The organism is Cupriavidus sp. 05N40 (genome assembly GCF_056397305.1).
Window position 1 is genome coordinate 20,315 of the sequence record NZ_JBFTND010000033.1, and the last position, 18,893, is coordinate 39,207.

General features: G+C 66.9%; 15 protein-coding genes and 2 tRNA genes. 9 read left to right on the forward strand and 8 right to left on the reverse strand.

Annotated elements, in window-relative coordinates; translation table 11 throughout:
• Positions 1-58 precede the first annotated feature (58 nt).
• From AC1DO7_RS10035 to AC1DO7_RS10045, 3 genes are all read left to right on the forward strand, one after another.
• A tRNA-Met gene (locus AC1DO7_RS10035) sits at positions 59-134 on the forward strand.
• Positions 135-391: 257 nt separating this feature from the next.
• Positions 392-2,500: an elongation factor G gene (gene fusA, locus AC1DO7_RS10040; RefSeq protein ID WP_441619348.1), complete on the forward strand. Its 2,109-nt coding sequence runs from the start codon at positions 392-394 to the stop codon at positions 2,498-2,500.
• Positions 2,501-2,579: 79 nt separating this feature from the next.
• Entirely contained in the window at positions 2,580-2,849 is a 270-nt protein-coding gene (locus AC1DO7_RS10045; protein WP_441619350.1) for a hypothetical protein, read from the forward strand.
• A gap of 78 nt (positions 2,850-2,927) precedes the next feature.
• On the opposite strand, the gene AC1DO7_RS10050 is transcribed toward AC1DO7_RS10045, so the two are convergent.
• The 3 genes from AC1DO7_RS10050 to fdxA all read right to left on the reverse strand — a co-directional run bounded on the left by AC1DO7_RS10050 (position 2,928) and on the right by fdxA (position 4,828).
• Positions 2,928-3,003, reverse strand: a tRNA-Asn gene (locus AC1DO7_RS10050).
• 280 nt (positions 3,004-3,283) lie between these two features.
• A complete protein-coding gene (locus AC1DO7_RS10055) occupies positions 3,284-4,393 on the reverse strand; it encodes an NAD(P)/FAD-dependent oxidoreductase (protein WP_477116058.1) in 1,110 nt (369 codons plus the stop codon).
• 111 nt (positions 4,394-4,504) lie between these two features.
• Positions 4,505-4,828 (reverse strand): ferredoxin FdxA, encoded by a 324-nt coding sequence (fdxA, locus tag AC1DO7_RS10060; protein WP_441619354.1) that lies wholly within the window; start codon positions 4,826-4,828, stop codon positions 4,505-4,507.
• 359 nt (positions 4,829-5,187) lie between these two features.
• On the opposite strand from fdxA, the gene AC1DO7_RS10065 reads away from it, so the two are divergent.
• The 6 genes from AC1DO7_RS10065 to AC1DO7_RS10090 all read left to right on the forward strand — a co-directional run bounded on the left by AC1DO7_RS10065 (position 5,188) and on the right by AC1DO7_RS10090 (position 11,940).
• Complete coding sequence (locus tag AC1DO7_RS10065; RefSeq protein ID WP_441619356.1) at positions 5,188-5,736, forward strand: hypothetical protein; 549 nt, start codon at positions 5,188-5,190, stop codon at positions 5,734-5,736.
• 116 nt (positions 5,737-5,852) lie between these two features.
• On the forward strand, positions 5,853-7,031 hold the full coding sequence (gene pncB / locus AC1DO7_RS10070; protein WP_441619358.1) for a nicotinate phosphoribosyltransferase: 1,179 nt from the start codon (positions 5,853-5,855) through the stop codon (positions 7,029-7,031).
• A gap of 58 nt (positions 7,032-7,089) precedes the next feature.
• The gene (locus tag AC1DO7_RS10075) at positions 7,090-7,776 is read left to right on the forward strand and encodes a LutC/YkgG family protein (RefSeq protein WP_477116059.1); all 687 of its coding nucleotides are present in this window, start codon (positions 7,090-7,092) and stop codon (positions 7,774-7,776) included.
• 208 nt (positions 7,777-7,984) lie between these two features.
• Entirely contained in the window at positions 7,985-9,403 is a 1,419-nt protein-coding gene (locus AC1DO7_RS10080) for a sodium:proton antiporter (protein ID WP_477116060.1), read from the forward strand.
• A gap of 10 nt (positions 9,404-9,413) precedes the next feature.
• Complete coding sequence (locus AC1DO7_RS10085; protein ID WP_477116061.1) at positions 9,414-10,412, forward strand: 2-hydroxyacid dehydrogenase; 999 nt, start codon at positions 9,414-9,416, stop codon at positions 10,410-10,412.
• A gap of 43 nt (positions 10,413-10,455) precedes the next feature.
• Complete coding sequence (locus tag AC1DO7_RS10090; RefSeq protein ID WP_441619366.1) at positions 10,456-11,940, forward strand: DNA recombination protein RmuC; 1,485 nt, start codon at positions 10,456-10,458, stop codon at positions 11,938-11,940.
• A gap of 106 nt (positions 11,941-12,046) precedes the next feature.
• Here AC1DO7_RS10090 and AC1DO7_RS10095 read toward each other — a convergent pair whose 3' ends face one another.
• The 5 genes from AC1DO7_RS10095 to AC1DO7_RS10115 all read right to left on the reverse strand — a co-directional run bounded on the left by AC1DO7_RS10095 (position 12,047) and on the right by AC1DO7_RS10115 (position 18,747).
• Positions 12,047-12,313, reverse strand: a complete 267-nt coding sequence (locus AC1DO7_RS10095; RefSeq protein WP_043347933.1) for a hypothetical protein — start codon at positions 12,311-12,313, stop codon at positions 12,047-12,049.
• A gap of 162 nt (positions 12,314-12,475) precedes the next feature.
• Complete coding sequence (gene moeA / locus AC1DO7_RS10100) at positions 12,476-13,753, reverse strand: molybdopterin molybdotransferase MoeA (protein ID WP_477116062.1); 1,278 nt, start codon at positions 13,751-13,753, stop codon at positions 12,476-12,478.
• A gap of 33 nt (positions 13,754-13,786) precedes the next feature.
• On the reverse strand, positions 13,787-14,386 hold the full coding sequence (gene mobA, locus AC1DO7_RS10105; RefSeq protein WP_441619370.1) for a molybdenum cofactor guanylyltransferase MobA: 600 nt from the start codon (positions 14,384-14,386) through the stop codon (positions 13,787-13,789).
• A gap of 103 nt (positions 14,387-14,489) precedes the next feature.
• The gene (moaA, locus tag AC1DO7_RS10110) at positions 14,490-15,614 is read right to left on the reverse strand and encodes a GTP 3',8-cyclase MoaA (RefSeq protein ID WP_477116063.1); all 1,125 of its coding nucleotides are present in this window, start codon (positions 15,612-15,614) and stop codon (positions 14,490-14,492) included.
• A gap of 91 nt (positions 15,615-15,705) precedes the next feature.
• Entirely contained in the window at positions 15,706-18,747 is a 3,042-nt protein-coding gene (locus AC1DO7_RS10115; RefSeq protein WP_477116064.1) for an Rne/Rng family ribonuclease, read from the reverse strand.
• Positions 18,748-18,893: the final 146 nt, after the last annotated feature.

An 18,893-nucleotide genomic window follows, 5' to 3' on the forward strand; every position in this document is an offset into this window, starting at 1 on the left:
AAAGATGCCGAAAACGCTTCACATATCCGCTTCAGTGGCGTATAGTACGCCCCTCTGACGCGGGGTGGAGCAGTTGGCAGCTCGTCGGGCTCATAACCCGAAGGTCGCAGGTTCGAGTCCTGCTCCCGCAACCAGACCGTATTCTACTAAAAAGCCCRCCCCTTATCGGTGGGCTTTTCTGTTTTTTGCGACCGCCGCGCGCTGCTTTTGCGCGGGCTTGCGGCGGGCCGTGCGACCCGCGTCGCGAATGTGATGGAAAAATTGCCCGGCGCCGGCATCACGGCGCGAAGCGGCATGTCCGTGCTGCCCGCCAGGCCCCGTCCCGCGGGCCGTTCAGTACGCCGCCCGCGAAAGTGATACTCTTTTGAGCGATACCTACCAGGAGATCGCCGTGAGCCGCAAAACCCCCATCGAGCGCTACCGGAACATCGGTATCAGCGCGCACATCGACGCCGGCAAGACCACCACCACCGAGCGCATCCTGTTCTACACCGGGGTCAATCACAAGATCGGCGAGGTGCATGACGGCGCGGCCACCATGGACTGGATGGAGCAGGAGCAGGAGCGTGGCATCACCATCACCTCGGCTGCGACCACCGCCTTCTGGAAGGGCATGGCCGGCAACTATCCCGAGCACCGCATCAACATCATCGACACCCCGGGCCACGTGGACTTCACCATCGAGGTGGAACGCTCCATGCGCGTGCTCGACGGCGCGTGCATGGTCTACGACGCGGTAGGCGGCGTGCAGCCGCAGTCGGAGACCGTCTGGCGCCAGGCCAACAAATACAAGGTGCCGCGCATCGCCTTCGTCAACAAGATGGACCGCGTCGGTGCGGATTTCTTCCGCGTGCGCGCGCAGATCGGCGAGCGCCTCAAGGGCAACCCGGTGCCGGTGCAGATTCCGATCGGCGCCGAGGACGGTTTCCAGGGCGTGATCGACCTGGTCAAGATGAAGGCCACGGTATGGGACGACACCAGCCAGGGCCTGCACTTCGAGTATCGCGACGTCCCCCCCGAGCTGCTGGCGCTGGCGACCGAATGGCGCGAGAAAATGGTGGAGGCCGCAGCCGAAGCCAGTGACGAACTGCTTCACAAGTACCTGGGCGGCGAGGCGCTGAGCGAGGAAGAGATCAAGGCGGCCCTGCGCAAGCGCACCGTCGCCAACGAGATCGTGCCGATGCTATGCGGCAGCGCGTTCAAGAACAAGGGCGTGCAGACGCTGCTCGATGCCGTCATCGACTACCTGCCGTCGCCGGTGGATGTGCCCGCCATCCTGGGCCATACCGTGGACGACAAGGAGGCGGAGCGCCATCCCAGCGACGACGAGCCGTTCTCCGCGCTGGCCTTCAAGATCATGACCGATCCCTTCGTCGGGCAGCTGATCTTCTTCCGCGTCTATTCCGGCGTGGTGAATTCCGGCGACACCGTGTACAACCCGGTCAAGGACAAGAAGGAGCGGCTCGGGCGCATCCTGCAGATGCACGCCAATGTGCGCAGCGAGATCAAGGAGGTGCGCGCCGGCGACATCGCCGCCGCGGTCGGCCTCAAGGAGGCGACCACCGGGGACACGCTGTGCGATCCGACCAACGTGATCATCCTCGAGCGCATGAGTTTCCCGGAGCCGGTGATCTCGCAGGCCGTCGAGCCCAAGACCAAGGCCGACCAGGAAAAGATGGGCCTGGCCCTGAACCGCCTGGCGCAGGAAGATCCGTCGTTCCGCGTGCATACGGACGAGGAATCGGGCCAGACCATCATCTCCGGCATGGGCGAGCTGCACCTGGAAATCCTGGTCGACCGCATGCGGCGCGAGTTCAATGTGGAGGCCTCCGTCGGCAAGCCGCAGGTGGCGTACCGCGAGACCATCAAGCAGGGCGCGAAGGATGTCGAGGGCAAGTTCGTCAAGCAGTCCGGCGGGCGCGGCCAGTATGGCCATGTGGTGATCGACCTGGATCCGCAGCCGGCCGGCAAGGGCTATGAATTCGTSGATGCGATCAAGGGTGGCGTGGTGCCGCGCGAATTCATTCCTGCCGTGGACAAGGGCATCCGCGAGACACTGGAAACCGGCGTGCTGGCCGGCTACCCGGTGGTGGACGTCAAGGCCACGCTGGTGTTCGGCTCCTACCACGATGTCGACTCGAACGAAAACGCGTTCCGCATGGCCGGCTCGATGGCGTTCAAGGAGGGGATGCGCCGTGCCAAGCCGATCCTGCTCGAGCCGATGATGGCGGTGGAAGTGGAGACGCCCGAGGAATTCACCGGCAACGTGATGGGTGACCTGTCATCGCGCCGCGGCATCGTGCACGGCATGGAGGACATCGCGGGCGGCGGTGGCAAGCTGGTGCGCGCCGAAGTGCCACTGGCCACGATGTTCGGCTACTCGACCTCGCTGCGCTCGCTGACCCAGGGGCGTGCCACCTACACGATGGAATTCAAGCATTACACGGAAGCACCGGCAAATGTGGCGGAGGCCGTCATCAATAGCCGGCAGACGCGCTAGCGTGCCCTGAGCGGCAGGGCGAGGGCATCGCGCGGCTTGCGTGCCGCGCGGCGCCGCATTGACTCGAAAGGAGAGTGCGATGGCCGAGCAGCTATATCCCCACTTGCCCGCCGATGAACAGCACGAGGTCCAGGTCTTGTGCGAGCGGCTGGGCTTCGTGCCCAACGATTTCGAGATCCAGCAGGAACCGGTCGTCGCCGGCGATCCGCGCCGGCTCAGCGTGAGGCGGCTCTCCAACAGTGCGCAAAGCGCCTATGAGGCAGCCCCCGGGCTGGAGTGGATAGAGGAACTGGAGAGCGATCTGGAATGTGGGCTGTATGGGCAGCCCGCGCGGAGTGCTTCGGCGTAGCAATGCGCCAGGAGAGCTTGGAAAGCGAAGCGCCATGTGAAAAAGGCCCGCAATTTCTTGCGGGCCTTTCACGTTCTTTGGCTCCCCGAGCTGGGCTCGAACCAGCGACCTGCGGATTAACAGTCCGTCGCTCTACCAACTGAGCTATCAGGGAACAGCTGAGAAAAGGATTATAACCAGTTTCTCTTTTATTCGTCAACACCCTGGCGACAACTTTTTGCTGCTTTTGCTGCCGGTGCTGCGAAACTTCTGGTTCCGCCTGAACGACCCACGCGCCTGGCCGATGATCTGGCCTGCGCTGCCGGTGTCCGGTGGCGAGGGCCAGATTATAGGAGAGCTTTTTATTTTTTGCCATAAAAAAACCGCCCCGGAGGACGGTTTTTTTATGTTGCGCCCGATTGCCGGACGGGGCCGGCGAGCAGGGCGCCCCTGGCTCAGTCGAACACCGGCGAATCGACGCCGAGGATCTTGTGCAGYTTCGGCGAGGTCGTGGTGTACTGCATGTGGATCTTCTTCGCGGGGAAGATATACGGCGCGGCACCGAAGGCGGCCAGCGCGGCTTCGTGGAAGCCCGAGAGGATCAGCTTCTTCTTGCCGGGGTAGGTGTTGATATCGCCCACCGCGAAGATGCCGGGGATATTGGTCTCGAACTTCTCCGTGTCCACCTTGATCTGCTTGCGCTCCAGGTCCAGGCCCCACTCTGCGATGGGACCGAGCTTGGGCGAGAGGCCGAAGAACACCAGCAGGTCATCGAGCGGCAGGCGGCGGGTCACGCCATCGGCACCGGTCACCTTGATTCCCGTGAGCAGGCCGTCCTTTTCTTCGTAGCCGCCGATCTGGCCGACCAGGAACTGCATCTCCATCTGCTCGCACAGTTCCTTCATCTTGGCGACCGATGCCGGCGCGGCGCGGAAGCCGTCGCGGCGATGGATCATCACCACCGACTCGGCCTTGCCGACCAGGTCCAGCGCCCAGTCAAGGGCGGAGTCGCCGCCGCCGACGATGACGAGGTTGCGGCCGTGGAAGCGGCTCGGATCCTTGACACGGTAGAACAGCTGCTTGCCGTCGAACTTGTCGATGCCTTCGACCTTTACCGTGCGCGGCTGGAACGAGCCCACGCCGGCGGCGATAAAGATCGTCTTGGTGATGAGGCGCGTTCCGAGCGAGGTCTCGACGAAGAAGCGGCCGTCTTCACGGCGCTCCACCACGGCAACTTCCTGCCCCAGGTGGAAGGTCGGCTCGAACGGCTCGATCTGCTTGAGCAGGTTGTCGGTCAGCTCCTGGCCGGTGCAGATGGGCACCGCCGGGATGTCGTAGATCRGCTTGTCCGGATAGAGTTCGACGCACTGGCCGCCCACGACTTTCAGCGAGTCGATCACGTGCGCCTTGATTTCAAGCAGGCCCAGTTCGAAGACCTGGAAGAGTCCGACCGGTCCCGCGCCGACGATCAGCGCGTCGATTTCCAGCGGCTGGCCGCCAGCGGCGTTGCCGGCGGCGACGTTGTGGCCGGCGTCGGCGACGGGGTTAGGGATGCTCAAGTCCATATTCGTCCTGATACGTTGTGGGCACGGGCGTGCCCGGCATTACGGGAAAGCTCGCGTGTGGGGACGGCTTTCTGGCCTGCTTTTGGTCTTGTGCCCTGGCCGGCGTGTCGATCAGCGCTCGAGGTATTGCAGCTTCTCGCTCACGTCCTTCCATTGGTCCGCGTCCGCCAGCGGCGACTTGGTCTTGGTGATGGACGGCCAGTTGCGCGCGAGTTCGGCGTTCAGGTCGATGTACGGCTGCTGGTCGCCAGGCACGTCTTCTTCTGCATAGATCGCATTCACCGGGCATTCCGCCACGCACACCGCGCAATCGATGCACTCGTCCGGGTCAATGGTGAGAAAGTTCGGACCTTCGCGGAAGCAATCAACCGGACACACATCGACGCAGTCGGTGTATTTGCAGCGGATGCAGGATTCGGTGACAACGTGAGTCATTTCGGTTCCAGAAAAACGGGATCGGCTTCGATGGGGGAACAGGCTTGTTGTGCGTTGCGGGTCACGCCGCCATGCGGGCGGGATGGGAATTCCCTTGGGGTCACCATCCATTCACCGTACGCGACGCGAGCGCAGGCCGTGGCCTTTCAAAGACCGATATTGTAGCCGAGCCACAAACCTAGGGTAATCCTCCTATATAGCCGGATCAGATAGTTTTCTTATTTCTTTATGCGCATTTGATCCAACGCAGTGCCGCGGCCTGGCGCGAATGTGCTTCGCTGGCCCATGGCGCGGCGCCGTTGTATGCTGCCTGAGCCTGCCCGCGCGGTGCTGCCGCGCGTCCACCCGAGGAGAGCGCCATGCCTGTACCCGTCTGCAAGCCGCCAGCCAGCGGCGCCCGGCGTTTCCCTGCGGCTGGTCTGCTTGCCCGGCTGGCGCTGCTGCTTGCGGTGGCCGCGCCCCTTGCCCATGCGCAGACGCTCGCGCAGGCCGGGCTGCCGCCCGAGAGCGTGGTGGCGCGCCTGATGGCATGGCGCATGGAGACCGACCGGCCGGTACCCCTGGAGGCACTGACGCGCTTCGAGTGGGACGACTTCGGCGTGGTGGTCGAGCCGGCCGGCGAGGCCATGGCCAACTGCGGCCAGGCCGGCTTCATGCCCTGCGACGCAGGCCTGCAACCGGCGCGCGGCGCGCCGGTGCAGGTGCTGGTGTTCCGCCGCGCGGCTACGCGGGTCTACTGGGAGCGCATCACGGTCCGCTCCGCCGCCTTCGCCGAACCGCTGCCGGACGCCGTGCCGCGCGCGCAGGCCATGCTGGTGGTCTGCCCCGGCTACAAGGGCGAGCAGCTATGGTGCTTGCGTGGCAGCGCCCGCGGCCGCCAGCCCGACCGCTTCCTCGATGGTGCGTGAGACAGGCGCCACGGACGGTCGCCGGCCGGGTCGCAATCCCGGATCGCAATCCCGGGCCGCCAGCCGCACTTTCGGTTAGCATGTCGCACTGACTCGGCTTTGCCGTCTGGCCCGACATGATCATTGCCTCCCTGCTCGACACCGACCTGTACAAGTTCACCATGATGCAGGTCGTGCTGCATCATTTCCCGGCGGCGCAGGTCGAGTACCGCTTCAAGTGCCGCAACGCGGGCGTCGACCTGACGCCCTATGTCGACGAGATCCGCGACGAGATCACCCAGCTCTGCCAGGTGCGCTTCACGCAGGAGGAGCTGGACTACCTGCGCGGCCTGCGCTTCATCAAGAGCGACTTCGTCGATTTCCTCGGCCTGTTCCACCTCAACGAGAAATACGTCACGGTCGCGCCTGTCGCGCCGGGCAGCGGCGAGATCGAGATCACCATCCGCGGGCCGTGGCTGCACACCATCCTGTTCGAAGTGCCGCTGCTGGCCATCGTCAACGAAGTCTACTTCCGCAATACCCAGCCGAAGCCGGACTGGAGCGAAGGGCGCCGCCGCCTCGAGGACAAGCTGGCCCTGCTGAAGATGCCCGGCCACGCCGATTGCGTGATCGCCGACTACGGCTCGCGGCGCCGCTTCTCGCGCGACTGGCAGGAAGAAGTGTTGCAGACCATGCGCCGCGTGCTTGGGCCCCAGCTGGCCGGCACCAGCAACGTGCATTTCGCGCGGCTGCATAACCTGATCCCGCTCGGCACCATGGCGCACGAATACCTGCAGGCCTGCCAGGCGCTGGGCCCGCGGCTGCGCGATTCGCAGGTGTTCGCGCTCGAGGTATGGGCCAAGGAATACCGCGGGGATCTCGGCATCGCCCTGTCCGACACCTACGGATTCGATGCCTTCCTGCGCGATTTCGACCTTTATTTCTGCAAGCTGTTCGACGGCGTGCGCCACGATTCGGGCGATCCCTTCGCCTGGGGCGAGCGCATGCTGGCCCACTACGCGGCGGGCCGCGTCGACCCGCAGGGCAAGACGCTGATCTTCAGCGACAGCCTCGACATCCCGCGTGTGATCGAGCTGTACGAGCGCTTCGGCGGACGCTGCCGCCTGGCGTTCGGCGTGGGCACCAACCTGACCAACGACCTCGGCTACACGCCGCTGCAGATCGTCATCAAGATGACCCGCTGCAACGGGCAGCCGGTGGCCAAGCTGTCGGACACGCCCGAGAAGACCATGTGCGACGACCCGGCATACATGACGTACCTGCGGCAGGTGTTCGGCATCCAGGCACCGGCCTGAAGCGACGCGCACCAAGATCCCGCCAGCTATCCCAGTACCCTTTTTCGGAACCCATGCCATGAACACCACTTCCGCCCGCGACCGCATCTTTGCCCGCATCCGCGGGGCCCRGGGCCGCGCCGCCGGCGTCAGCAACGGCGAACGCGCCGCTGTGGCCGACTACCTTGCGCGCCATCCCGCCGGCCCGCGCCCGCCGGCACCGGCGGACCGGGTCGCCACCTTCCAGGAGCAGGCAGTGAAGCTGGCTTCCACGGTGGAGCGCGTGGCGACCATGGCAGACGTGCCGGCCGCCGCCGCGCGTTACCTGGACAGCCTGGGCCTGGTGCGCAGGGCCGTTGCCTGGGACAGCTTCGGCGTGCTCGACTGGCAGGCGCAGGGCCTGACGGTGGAGTGCCGGCCACCGGTGCGCGACGCGCAGGCCGACCACGACCATGGCGACATGGTCGGCATCACGGGCTGCTTCTGCGCCATTGCCGAGACCGGTTCGCTGATGCTGCTGTCCGGCCCGCAGACCTTCGCCTCGGCCGCGCTGCTGCCGGAGACGCATATCGCGGTGGTGCCGGTTTCGCGCATCGTCGACGGGATGGAAGATGCTTTCGCGCTGATGCGCAGGGAGCGCGGCGAGCTGCCGCGCGCGACCAATATCATCAGCGGTCCCTCGCGCACCGGCGACATCGAGCAGACCATCGTGCTCGGCGCGCACGGACCGTATCGCGTGCACGTGATCCTGGTCGAGCGGGACTGAATCCCGCGCATCGACATGCTTCGCCGCGTGGCCGGAATGCCCGCGCGATTGCTTTACACTTGAGGGCTTGGCAGCACGCCGGTGGCCCGTCGCGCCTGTCCTGTCCTGTCCTGAGCTGACCTGCGCTGAGCAGACCGGCGCGCGCGCGGTCTCCGCCTGCCGCCGCCCGGCGCGGGTGCCGCAATCCAGAACAAGGAGATCCCGGCCGATGCGTCGTGCCCTCGCATTGCTTTTACCGTTGCTTGCATCGACGCCCGGACTGGCCCGTGCCGCGGAGCTCGACGGCGCCACGCTGTCGCCGCTGTGGGCCTTGCCGTTTGCCGGCACGCTGCTCTCGATCGCGCTGTTGCCGCTGATCGCGCCACGTTTCTGGCATCACCACTACGGCAAGATCGTCGCGGCCTGGGCGCTGGTGTTCCTGGTCCCGTTCGCGCAGGCCTTTGGCGGGCATGCCGCGGCCGCAGGCGCCGTGCATGCGCTGCTCTCCGAGTACATCCCGTTCATCGCGCTGATCGCCGCGCTGTACGTCGTGGCCGGCGGCATCTGCGTGCGTGGCAATCTGCACGGCACGCCGCGGCTGAATACCGGGCTGCTCGCGCTCGGCACGGTGCTGGCCAGCCTGATGGGCACCACGGGCGCGGCCATGCTGCTGATCCGGCCGCTGCTGCGCGCCAACGATAACCGGCGCCATGTGGCGCATGTGGTGGTGTTCTTCATCTTCCTGGCTGCCAATGCCGGTGGCGCGCTGACGCCGCTGGGCGATCCGCCGCTGTTCCTCGGTTTCCTCAAGGGCGTGGATTTCTTCTGGACGCTGCGCAATATCCTGCCCGAGACCTTGTTCATCTGCAGCGCGCTGCTGGTGATCTTCTATTTCGTCGACCGGCACTACTATCTGCGCCGTGAGGAAGAGCTGCCGGCGGCCGCCGATCCCACGCCCGATTCGGCAGGCATCCGCATCGAAGGCAAGCGCAATTTCATCCTGCTGCTGGCGGTGGTTGCCCTGGTGCTGATGAGCGGGCTGTGGAAGCCCGGCATCGAGTTCGACGTGATGGGCACGGTGGTCGGCCTGCAGATGGCCACGCGCGATGTCCTGCTGGTGGCGGTAGCGCTGCTGTCGTTGTGGATCACGCCGGCCACGGCGCGCAGCGGCAACGAGTTCACCTGGGAGCCGATCCTGGAAGTGGGCAAGCTGTTCGCCGGCATCTTCCTCACCATCATCCCGGTGATCGCCATGCTCAAGGCCGGCACCGATGGCGCCTTTGCCGGCGTGATCCGCCTGGTCAGCGATGCGGGCGGCCGGCCCRTCGACAGCATGTACTTCTGGGCCACCGGCATCCTGTCCTCGTTCCTCGACAACGCGCCGACCTACCTGGTGTTCTTCAACACCGCCGGCGGCGACCCCGTGACGCTGATGACGCGGGATGCGTCGACGCTGGCGGCGATCTCGGCCGGCGCCGTGTTCATGGGCGCCAATACCTATATCGGCAACGCGCCCAACCTGATGGTCAAGGCGATTGCCGAGAGCCGCGGCGTGCGCATGCCCAGCTTCTTCGGCTATATGTTGTGGTCGGCGTGCGTGCTGGTGCCGCTGTTCCTGATGATGACTTTTATCTTTTTCCACGTGTGAGCACGCAACCATGAGCAAGCCCTCCGTCCTCGTGACCCGCGCCATCTTTCCCGAAGTGATCGACCGGCTCGCGCAATATTTCGATGTCGACAGCAACCAGCAGGACGAGGCGCTCGACGCCGCCGCGCTGAAGGCGCGCCTGGCGGGCAAGGCCGGCGTGCTGGCCAATGCCGCGGATCGCATCGACGGCGAGCTGCTGACAGGCCTGCCGGCCTTGCGCGCGGTCTGCAACATGGCGGTGGGCTACAACAACCTCGACGTGCCCGCGCTGAGCGCGGCCGGCATCGTGGCGACCAACACGCCCGACGTGCTGACGGAAACCACGGCCGACTTCGGCTGGGCCCTGCTGATGGCCACCGCGCGCCGCGTGACCGAGTCCGAGCACTGGCTGCGCGCGGGCAATTGGCAGCGCTGGAGCTTCGACATGTTCCTCGGCGTGGACCTGCACGGCAGCACGCTCGGCATCCTCGGCATGGGCCGCATCGGGCAGGCGCTGGCGCGGCGCGGGGCAGGCTTCGGCATGCCCGTGATCTATCACAACCGCAGCCGCCTGCCCGAGGAAACCGAGCGCGCGCTCAATGCGCGCTATGTCAGCAAGGCCGAACTGCTGGCGCAATCCGATCACCTGCTGCTGGTGCTGCCCTATGGCGCGCAGAGCCATCACAGCATCGGCGCCGCCGAGCTGGCGCAGATGAAGCCGTCGGCCACGCTGGTCAACCTTGCGCGCGGCGGTGTCGTGGACGACGCCGCGCTGGCCGAGGCGCTGCGCGAGCGCCGTATCTTCGCCGCCGGGCTCGATGTGTTCGAGGGCGAGCCGAGCGTCCATCCCGGCTTGCTGGCGGTGCCCAATGTCGTGCTGACCCCGCACATCGCCAGCGCCTCCGAAAAGACCCGGCGCGCCATGGCCGATCTAGCCGCCGACAACCTGATCGCCGCGCTGGACGCAGGCCCGCAGGCGGGCCATCCGCCTTCGGTGATCAATCCCGAAGTGATGGYACGCCGCCGCTGATGCATCCTGGTTGCCACGGCGCCTTCGATCACTCCCGACATACATGAACCTGATTTCTCTTTTGACGCTCGCGCTGGCCGCCGCCGCGGTGCTGTTGCTGGTGGTCTTGCTGCTGCGCCAGCGCGGCGCGCCGGCTGACGCCAGCCCGGAACTGCTGCGCCTGCTCGCCGAGCTGCGTGCCGAAGGCGCGCGTGGCACCGAGCGGCTGGAGCGCGAGTTGCGCACCGAGATTGCGCAGAGCGCGAGCGTCGGCCGGGGAGAAGCCGGCCAGCAGATGATGCGCTTCCAGCAGACGCTGTCGTCGCAGCTGACCAGCATCGCCACGCTGCAGAACAACCAGATCGACATGTTCGCGCAGCAGCTTGCCAAGCTGACCGAGTCCAATGCCCAGCAGCTCGACCAGGTCAGGCAAAACCTGCTGCAGCAGGGCCAGCACGCGCGCGAGGAGCAAGGCCTGGCGCTGCGCCGTTTCGGCGACGTGCTGCAGCAGCAGCTCGGGCAGATCTCCGAAGGCAACGAGCGCCGCCTGGGCGAGGTGCGTGCCACGCTCGAGCAGAAGCTCAAGGAGATCGAGGCCAACAACGCCACCAAGCTCGAGGAGATGCGCCGCACCGTCGACGAGAAGCTGCACGCCACGCTGGAGCAGCGTCTCGGCGAATCGTTCAAGCTGGTGTCGGAGCGGCTCGAGCAGGTGCACCGCGGGCTGGGCGAGATGCAGGCGCTGGCGCAGGGCGTGGGCGACCTCAAGCGGGTGCTGACCAATGTGAAGTCGCGCGGCACATGGGGCGAGGTGCAACTGGAAATGCTGCTCGAACAGGTGCTGACCACCGAGCAATACGCCAAGAACGTCGAGACCGTGCGCAATTCTGGCGCGCGGGTGGAGTTCGCCATCCGCCTGCCGGGCAAGGATCCGTCGGGCGGGGAAGTCTGGCTGCCGATCGATGCCAAGTTCCCGAAGGAGCAGTACGAGCGGCTGCTCGATGCGCAGGAGCGGGGCGATGTGGATGGCGTGGCCACCTTCGGGCGCGAACTGGAAGTGGCGATCCGGCGCGAGGCGCAGACCATCTCGGAAAAATACGTCTCGCCGCCGGCCACCACCGATTTCGCCATCCTGTTCCTGCCGACCGAAGGCCTGTACGCCGAGGTGTTGCGCCGGCCCGGCCTGGTCGACCTGCTGCAGCGGGACCATCGCATCACCGTGGCCGGGCCGACCACGCTGATGGCCTTGCTCAACAGCCTGCAGATGGGATTCCGCACGCTGGCGCTGGAGCGGCGCTCGAGCGAGGTATGGAGCGTGCTGGGCGCGGTCAAGACCGAGTTCGGCAAGTTCGGCGTGGTGCTGTCCAAGACCCGCGACACGCTGGAACGGGCGGCGCGCAATATCGAGCTGGCCGAAGTACGCACGCGGCAGATGGAGCGCAAGCTGCGCGCGGTGGAGGCGATGCCCGGCGAGGCTGCGCAGGAACTGCTGGGCCTGGGTGCCGTGGAGCAGGCGCAGGGCGAGGAAGGCGAAGGCGAGGGCGGCTGAAGCAAGCCCCTGGCGAGGGAGCCCCGGGGCGAGGGTGTCCATGACGAAAAAAGCGCATCGAACCGATGCGCTTTTCTTTTTTGAGGCTGGCCGGGCGGCCGGGGCTTCAGGGCAGGTCGCGGATCGTGACCTCGATGCCACCGAAGCGCGCCGCGACCCAGTTGTAGGCCTTGCAGGCCAGCCACAACAGGCCGAAGCCGATCAGCGCATTGAGGATCAGTGCCGTGAACACCGTGATGCCCGGGAGGTCACCGTAGCGGATAAAGGCCACGAACAGTCCCAGCGAGACGATCGGTACCGAAAAGCACAGGTACACGAGCACCAGCGCGCGGGCGGTTTTGACCGGGTGGAGGTACGCAATCTCCTGATTCATGACAGCTTGGGGCATAGGCAGAGTAATGTTGCGCAAGTGTATCGAATGGGTGCAGCGGCGCATAGTCCGCCACCCGCAGGGTACGGAAAACGGCCGATCTGGCGGCTAAACGTCGGCTAAAGGTCAAAAAACTGCGGCACAAAAACGACACCGTGGCGCAGCCTACATCAGCCCGTCGAACAGCATCACCTCGACTTCGTCGCCGGCCTCCACCCGCCCTTGATCGTGCCCGAGGACGATAAAGCAGTTGGCCTCGCTCATCGAGCGCAACACGCCCGATCCCTGCTGGCCGGTCACGCCTACCTGCCAGCGTCCGTCCTCCGCCTGCGTCAGGATGCCGCGCTGGTATTCGGTGCGGCCCGGCTTCTTGCGGATCGGCTGCACGCTGCGCACGCGCATCAGCGGCAGCGGCGGCACATTGGCACCCATCTGCCGGTGCAAGGCGGCCCGCACGAAGTGATAGAAGGTCACCATCACCGCCACCGGGTTGCCCGGCAGCCCGAACAGCAGCGCTTCGCGGCCATGGGAGACGATGCGGCCGAAGGCCATGGGCCGCCCCGGGCGCATGGCGATCTTCCAGAACGTGACGTCACCCAGCTGCGCCATGATCTGCTTGGTGTAGTCGGCTTCCCCGACCGACACGCCGCCCGAGGTGATGACGGCATCGGCATTCTCGCAGGCGCTGCGGAACGCGGCTTCGAGCGCCTCGGGGTCGTCGCGCACCACGYCCATGTCGACCAGGTCCACGTCCAGCCGGCGCAGCATGCCGTGCAGCGTATAGCGGTTGGAGTCGTAGACGCAGCCCGGATCGAGCGGCTCGCCGATCGAGCGCAGTTCGTCGCCGGTGGAGAAGAAGGCGACGCGCAGGCGGCGCCGGACCTTGATCTCGGCCACGCCGAGCGATGCGAGCAGGCCCAGGTCGGCCGGGCGCAGGATGCGGCCCGCGGCGAGCGCCGCCTGGCCTAGCGCGAGATCCTCGCCGCGCAGGCGGCGGTTGTCCCCGGCGCGCACCGAAGCGGCGTCGAAGCGGATCTGCTCTCCGTGTACCTCCACGAACTCCTGTGGGATCACGGTGTCGCAGCCGGCCGGCATGATCGCGCCCGTCATGATGCGCACCGCCTGGCCACGCCCTGCGCGCTGGCTACCCGCACCGCCGGCGAAGGCGCTGCCGGCGACCACCAGGGTGACTTCGCCGCCGCCGGCCAGTTCGTCGCCGGCGAAGGCGTAGCCGTCCATGGCGGCGTTGTCGTGCGCCGGCACGTCCAGCGTGGAGATGACGTCCTCGGCCAGCACGCGGCCCAGCGCGGTGCGGATGGCGAGCTGTTCGGTGCCGCGGACCGGTTCGATCACTTCGCGGATGATCTGGCTGGCCTGCGCCACCGGCAAGGCGCCGGGATCGTAGTCGGACAGGCAGGAAATGACGGATTGCAGAGAAGGCATGGAGCGGTCCCGGAGAGGCAGTGGCCTGGTTTGTCAGCGCGCTTCCAGCGAGCGCAACTCGTCCAGCGTATTGATATTGGCAAAGGCGCCGGCGTCGTCGAACGGCACTTCGGCAAGGCGGTGGGACGCGGCCCAGGTCTCGATCTTGCGGCCGCCGGCATCGAGGAATGCCACCAGGCTGTCGCGTGCCGTCACCGGCATCAGGCAGAACACGGGCTGGGTTTGCCGTCGGCCCTGGGCATCGACGGTGACGGGGATGGCCATCTCGGCGCCTTCCGCCTCGATCGCGGCCGCCAGGCGCGAGGCCAGGTCGGGCGGCAGGAACGGCGAGTCGCAGGGCGCGGTGAGCAGCCAGGCGGTCTGGCACTGTTCGAGCCCGGCGAGCATGCCGGCCAGCGGCCCGGCGAAATCGGGCACCGAGTCGGTCGCCACGGGTACCCCGAACGACTCATAGGCCGCCAGGTTGCGGTTGGCATTGATCAGCAAGCCGCCGGTCTGGGGCGCCAGGCGCATCAGCGTATGCATGGCCATGGGGGCGCCCCGGAATGGCTGCAGGCCCTTGTCGGTCCCGCCCATGCGGCTGCCCCTGCCGCCGGCGAGGATCAGGCCGGTAATGTCGTCGCGTGAAATCATCGGGTGGAAGTTGGGTTGCGGCGCGGGCGGCACGTTGACGGAAGGTCCGGGAAGGTGCGGAAAGGTGCGGAAAGGTTGCGGAACGCAGTGCGAAGGTGCGCCCTCAGCCGCCGATGTAGGACATCTCTATCTTGCTTTCGGCGCGCGCCTGCCGCACCGCCGGATCACTGCGCTGTTCGGAGTAACGATCGGTGCGGGCCTGCCAGACCTGCGCGATGGCGTTGGCGATTTCCAGGTCGCTGTGCGGGCCGCGCAGCAGCGCGCGCAGGTCGTAGCCCTCGGTGGCGAACAGGCAGAGGTAGAGGCGGCCTTCGGTCGAGAGGCGGATGCGGCTGCAGTCGCCGCAGAAGGCGTGGGTCACGCTGGAGATCACGCCGATCTCGCCGGCACCGTCGCGGTAGCGCCAGCGTTCGGCGGTCTCGCCGCTGTAGTTGGCGGCGATGGCTTCGAGCGCAAACACTTCGTGGATGCRTTGCACCACATCGGCGGAGGGCAGCACCTCGTCCATTTGCCAGTGGTTGCTGGCGCCCACGTCCATGAACTCGATGAAGCGCACGATGATGCCGCTGCCGCGAAAATGCGTCGCCATCGGCACGATCTCGGCATCGTTGGTGCCGCGCTTGACCACCATATTGACCTTGATCGGCGCCAGGCCCACCGCCTGGGCGGTCTCGATGCCGTCCAGCACGTCGGCCACCGCGAAATCGACATCGTTCATGCGGCGGAAGGTGTCGTCGTCGATGGCATCCAGGCTCACGCTCACGCGCGTCAGGCCCGCATCGCGCAGGGAGCGCGCCTTGCGCGCCAGCAGCGAAGCATTGGTGGTGAGCGTCAGGTCGAGCGGCTTGCCCGCGGGCGTCTCGATGCGGGCCAGCATTTCCACCAGCTTCTCGATGTTCTTGCGCAGCAGCGGCTCGCCGCCGGTCAGGCGGATCTTCTCCACGCCGTGCGCGACGAAGAGGCGGGCGGCGCGCTCGATTTCCTCGAAGCTGAGCAATTCGGAATGGGGCAGGAAGGTGTAGTCCTTGTCGAACACCTCCTTGGGCATGCAATACACGCAGCGGAAGTTGCAGCGGTCCGTGACCGAGATGCGCAGGTCATGCAGCGGCCTGCCGCGCCTGTCGGCAACCAGTCCCGACGGCGGGGCGAGCAAGTCCGGGATGACGGGCGTCATCGAGCGGTAGCGGTGGTCGCGCAGGTCGAAGATGGGAATGACGGATTCGGTCATGGCCTGGGGTTGGGGGGCGAATCTGTGACGGGCAGGCAGGGCCCGTTCCGGGGGCTGTCCTCGGGCACCTTATCGGGGCGCCATCATGCTGTCATTCTAGCCGAGCCTGTGCCTGTACCGTCGCTGCCAGGCCGCACGGGTGCGAACGCGGCGTGCAGATATGAAAAAAGGGACGGCATCGCCGTCCCTTTCCCACCGGCGCAGGAGCCGCCGGGGTCACGGTCGCAGGTGCTGCCACGGGCGCTTCCACCGGCGCGGGAGCCTGCACAGCGGCTTCCACGACGGGGGCGGGCGCCGGCGCATAGGCGGCGGGGCTGGCGATGACGGCTTGCGTCACCGGGGCTTGTGCTACCGGGGCCTCTGCCACCGGGGCTTGCGCTGCCGGGACTGCCTCGACGGGCTCGGCTGCCGGTGCGGCCAGCGTTTCGGCTGGCAGTACCGTCGGCGCGGGCGCTGCCACGGCGGCTTCGGCCGGCTGATAGGCCGGGACGCTGGCCGCGGGCTCGGCGATCACGGCGGCGACCGACTCGGTCACCACGGCTTCGACGGTCTCGACAGCCTCGACGGTCTGGACTGCGGCAACGGGCGCGGCGGCATCGGCTGCCACTTCACGCGCTTCCACTGCCTGCTCGCCGTCCGCGCCCTCGGCGCCTTCGGTGCCTTCGCCGGCCTGCACGCCATCGTCGCGTTCGCGGCGATAGCGGTTGCGGCCGCGGCGGTTGCGGCGACGGCGTTCTTCGCCTTCGCCGTTCTCGGCACCTTCCGGCGCTTCCGGCAGATCCGTGCGTGCGTTGTCAGCTTCGTCGCGCTGGGCTACCGGCGCGGCTGCGGCAGGTGCAGCCACGGAAACCGCGCTTGCGGCCACGATGGCGACGCCAGCGGCTTCAGCAGCCAGGCCTTCGCCGGCTTCGTCTTCACGCGGCGCGTCGCCGCGCTGGCGTTCGCGCTGGCGCTCGCGGCGCTCCTGGTTGCGGTCGCGGCGGCCTTCCCCGCGGCCCTCGGTGCGCTCGGCTGCCGCACCTTCCGGCTGGCGGGCCGGCTGGGCTTCCAGCGCGGCCTGGCGCGGGGCGCGGCCATTGCGCTCACCGCGCTCGCCGCGTTCCGTGCGTTCGCCACGCTCGGTGCGCTCGCCACGTTCGCCACGGGCCTCGACGCGTTCACCGCGCTCGGCACGTTCAGCACGTTCGCCACGCTCCTGCGGCGCGCGCTCGCCGCGCTGGCCGCGGCCCTGGCGGTCGCCACGTTCACCGCGTTCGCCACGCTCGGTACGCTGGCCACGGCCTTCGCCGCGTTCGCCGCGCTGGCCGCGTTCCCGGCGGTTTTCGCCGTTGCGCTGTTCCGCCTCAGCCGGCTTGGCCGGCTCGATGGCAGGTGCCGCCGGCTTGGCGCCGAACAGGCTCTTGAGCCAGCCGATGAAGCCACCGCTGGCGACCGGCTGGGTGGCCGGCACCGGGCGGGCAACCGGCGCTTCGGGGCGCGGGGTGCGTTCGGCGCGCGGCACCGACACGGGCGCCGGCTGTTCCGGCGTGATGCCCTTGACGGCGGCTTCCTGGCGCGGCTTGGCGTCTTCCTTCTTGCGGCTGCTGTAGCTGGTGTCGGCTTCCAGTTCCTTGGCGGCAGCCTCGGCCATCTTGTAGCTGGCGGTGCTGTCTTCCAGGCGCGGATCGTCGTGGCGCAGGCGCTCGAGCTTGTAGTGCGGGGTCTCGAGGTGCTTGTTCGGGATCAGCAGGACGTTGACCTTGAAGCGCATCTCGATCAGGTTGATGTCCTGGCGCTTCTCGTTGAGCAGGAACGCGGCCACTTCCACCGGCACCTGGCAGTGGATGGCGGCCGTGTTTTCCTTCATCCCTTCTTCCTGGATGATGCGCAGGACCTGCAGGGCGGAGGATTCGGTATCGCGGATATGGCCGGTGCCGTTGCAGCGCGGGCAGGTGATGTGCGAGCCTTCCGACAGCGACGGGCGCAGGCGCTGGCGCGACAGCTCCATCAGGCCGAAGCGGCTGATCTTGCCCATCTGCACGCGGGCGCGGTCATGGCGCAGGGCGTCCTTCAGGCGCGTTTCCACGTCCTTCTGGGCCTTGCTGGCTTCCATGTCGATGAAGTCGATCACGATCAGGCCGCCCAGGTCGCGCAGGCGCAGCTGGCGGGCGATCTCGTCGGCGGCTTCGAGGTTGGTGCGCAGCGCCGTTTCCTCGATGTCGGCGCCCTTGGTGGCGCGGGCCGAGTTCACGTCCACCGAGACCAGGGCCTCGGTGTGGTCGATCACGATGGCGCCGCCCGAGGGCAACATCACCATGCGCGAGTAGGCCGATTCGATCTGGTGTTCGATCTGGAAACGCGAGAAGAGGGGGACGTCGTCCCGGTACTTCTTCACGCGGTTCATGTTGTCGGGCATGACCACGCTCATGAAGGCGCGCGCCTGCTCGTAGATTTCGTCGGTGTCGATCAGGATCTCGCCGATGTCCGGCTGGAAGTAATCGCGGATGGCGCGGATCACCAGGCTGGATTCGAGATAGATCAGCAGCGGGGCCTTGTTGTCGCCGGCGGCGCCGTCGATGGCCTTCCACAGTTGCAGCAGGTAGTTCAGGTCCCACTGCAGTTCTTCCGCCGAGCGGCCRATGCCGGCGGTGCGGGCGATGATGCTCATGCCATCGGGCACGGTCAGCTGGCCCATGGTTTCGCGCAGTTCCTGGCGGTCCTCGCCCTCGATGCGGCGCGACACGCCGCCGCCGCGCGGGTTGTTGGGCATCAGCACCAGGTAGCGGCCGGCCAGCGAGATAAAGGTGGTCAGCGCGGCGCCCTTGTTGCCGCGCTCTTCCTTTTCGACCTGGACGATCAGTTCCTGGCCTTCGTGCAGCGCGTCCTGGATGCGCGCGTTGCGCACGTCCACGCCTTCCTTGAAGAAGGCGCGCGCCACTTCCTTGAACGGCAGGAAGCCGTGGCGCTCTTCGCCGTAGTTGACGAAGCAGGCCTCCAGCGACGGCTCGATGCGGGTGATGACGCCCTTGTAGATATTGCCCTTGCGCTGTTCGCGACCGGCAGCTTCGATGTCGATGTCGATCAGTTTCTGACCGTCGACAATGGCGACGCGCAATTCTTCCTGCTGCGTCGCGTTGAACAACATGCGTTTCATCGCATTACCTCACTCCAATGCCGTGGATTGCACCGGCATGCGGTGCCCGCGGCGTTCCGTGGAGCACGCGAGGGAGCGAGTGAGGGCGCGAGAATTGCCGAAAGCGCCGGCGCGCCGGCAGGCGCGGCCCGGCTGGGCGCGGGTGA

Coding starts and splice junctions, on each gene's coding strand:
- AC1DO7_RS10090 (WP_441619366.1), top strand. CDS start 10,456: ATGAACCTGATTTCTCTTTTGACGCTCGCGCTGGCCGCCGCCGCGGTG.
- AC1DO7_RS10045 (WP_441619350.1), top strand. CDS start 2,580: ATGGCCGAGCAGCTATATCCCCACTTGCCCGCCGATGAACAGCACGAG.
- mobA (WP_441619370.1), bottom strand. CDS start 14,386: ATGATTTCACGCGACGACATTACCGGCCTGATCCTCGCCGGCGGCAGG.
- fdxA (WP_441619354.1), bottom strand. CDS start 4,828: ATGACTCACGTTGTCACCGAATCCTGCATCCGCTGCAAATACACCGAC.
- pncB (WP_441619358.1), top strand. CDS start 5,853: ATGATCATTGCCTCCCTGCTCGACACCGACCTGTACAAGTTCACCATG.
- AC1DO7_RS10065 (WP_441619356.1), top strand. CDS start 5,188: ATGCCTGTACCCGTCTGCAAGCCGCCAGCCAGCGGCGCCCGGCGTTTC.
- AC1DO7_RS10095 (WP_043347933.1), bottom strand. CDS start 12,313: ATGAATCAGGAGATTGCGTACCTCCACCCGGTCAAAACCGCCCGCGCG.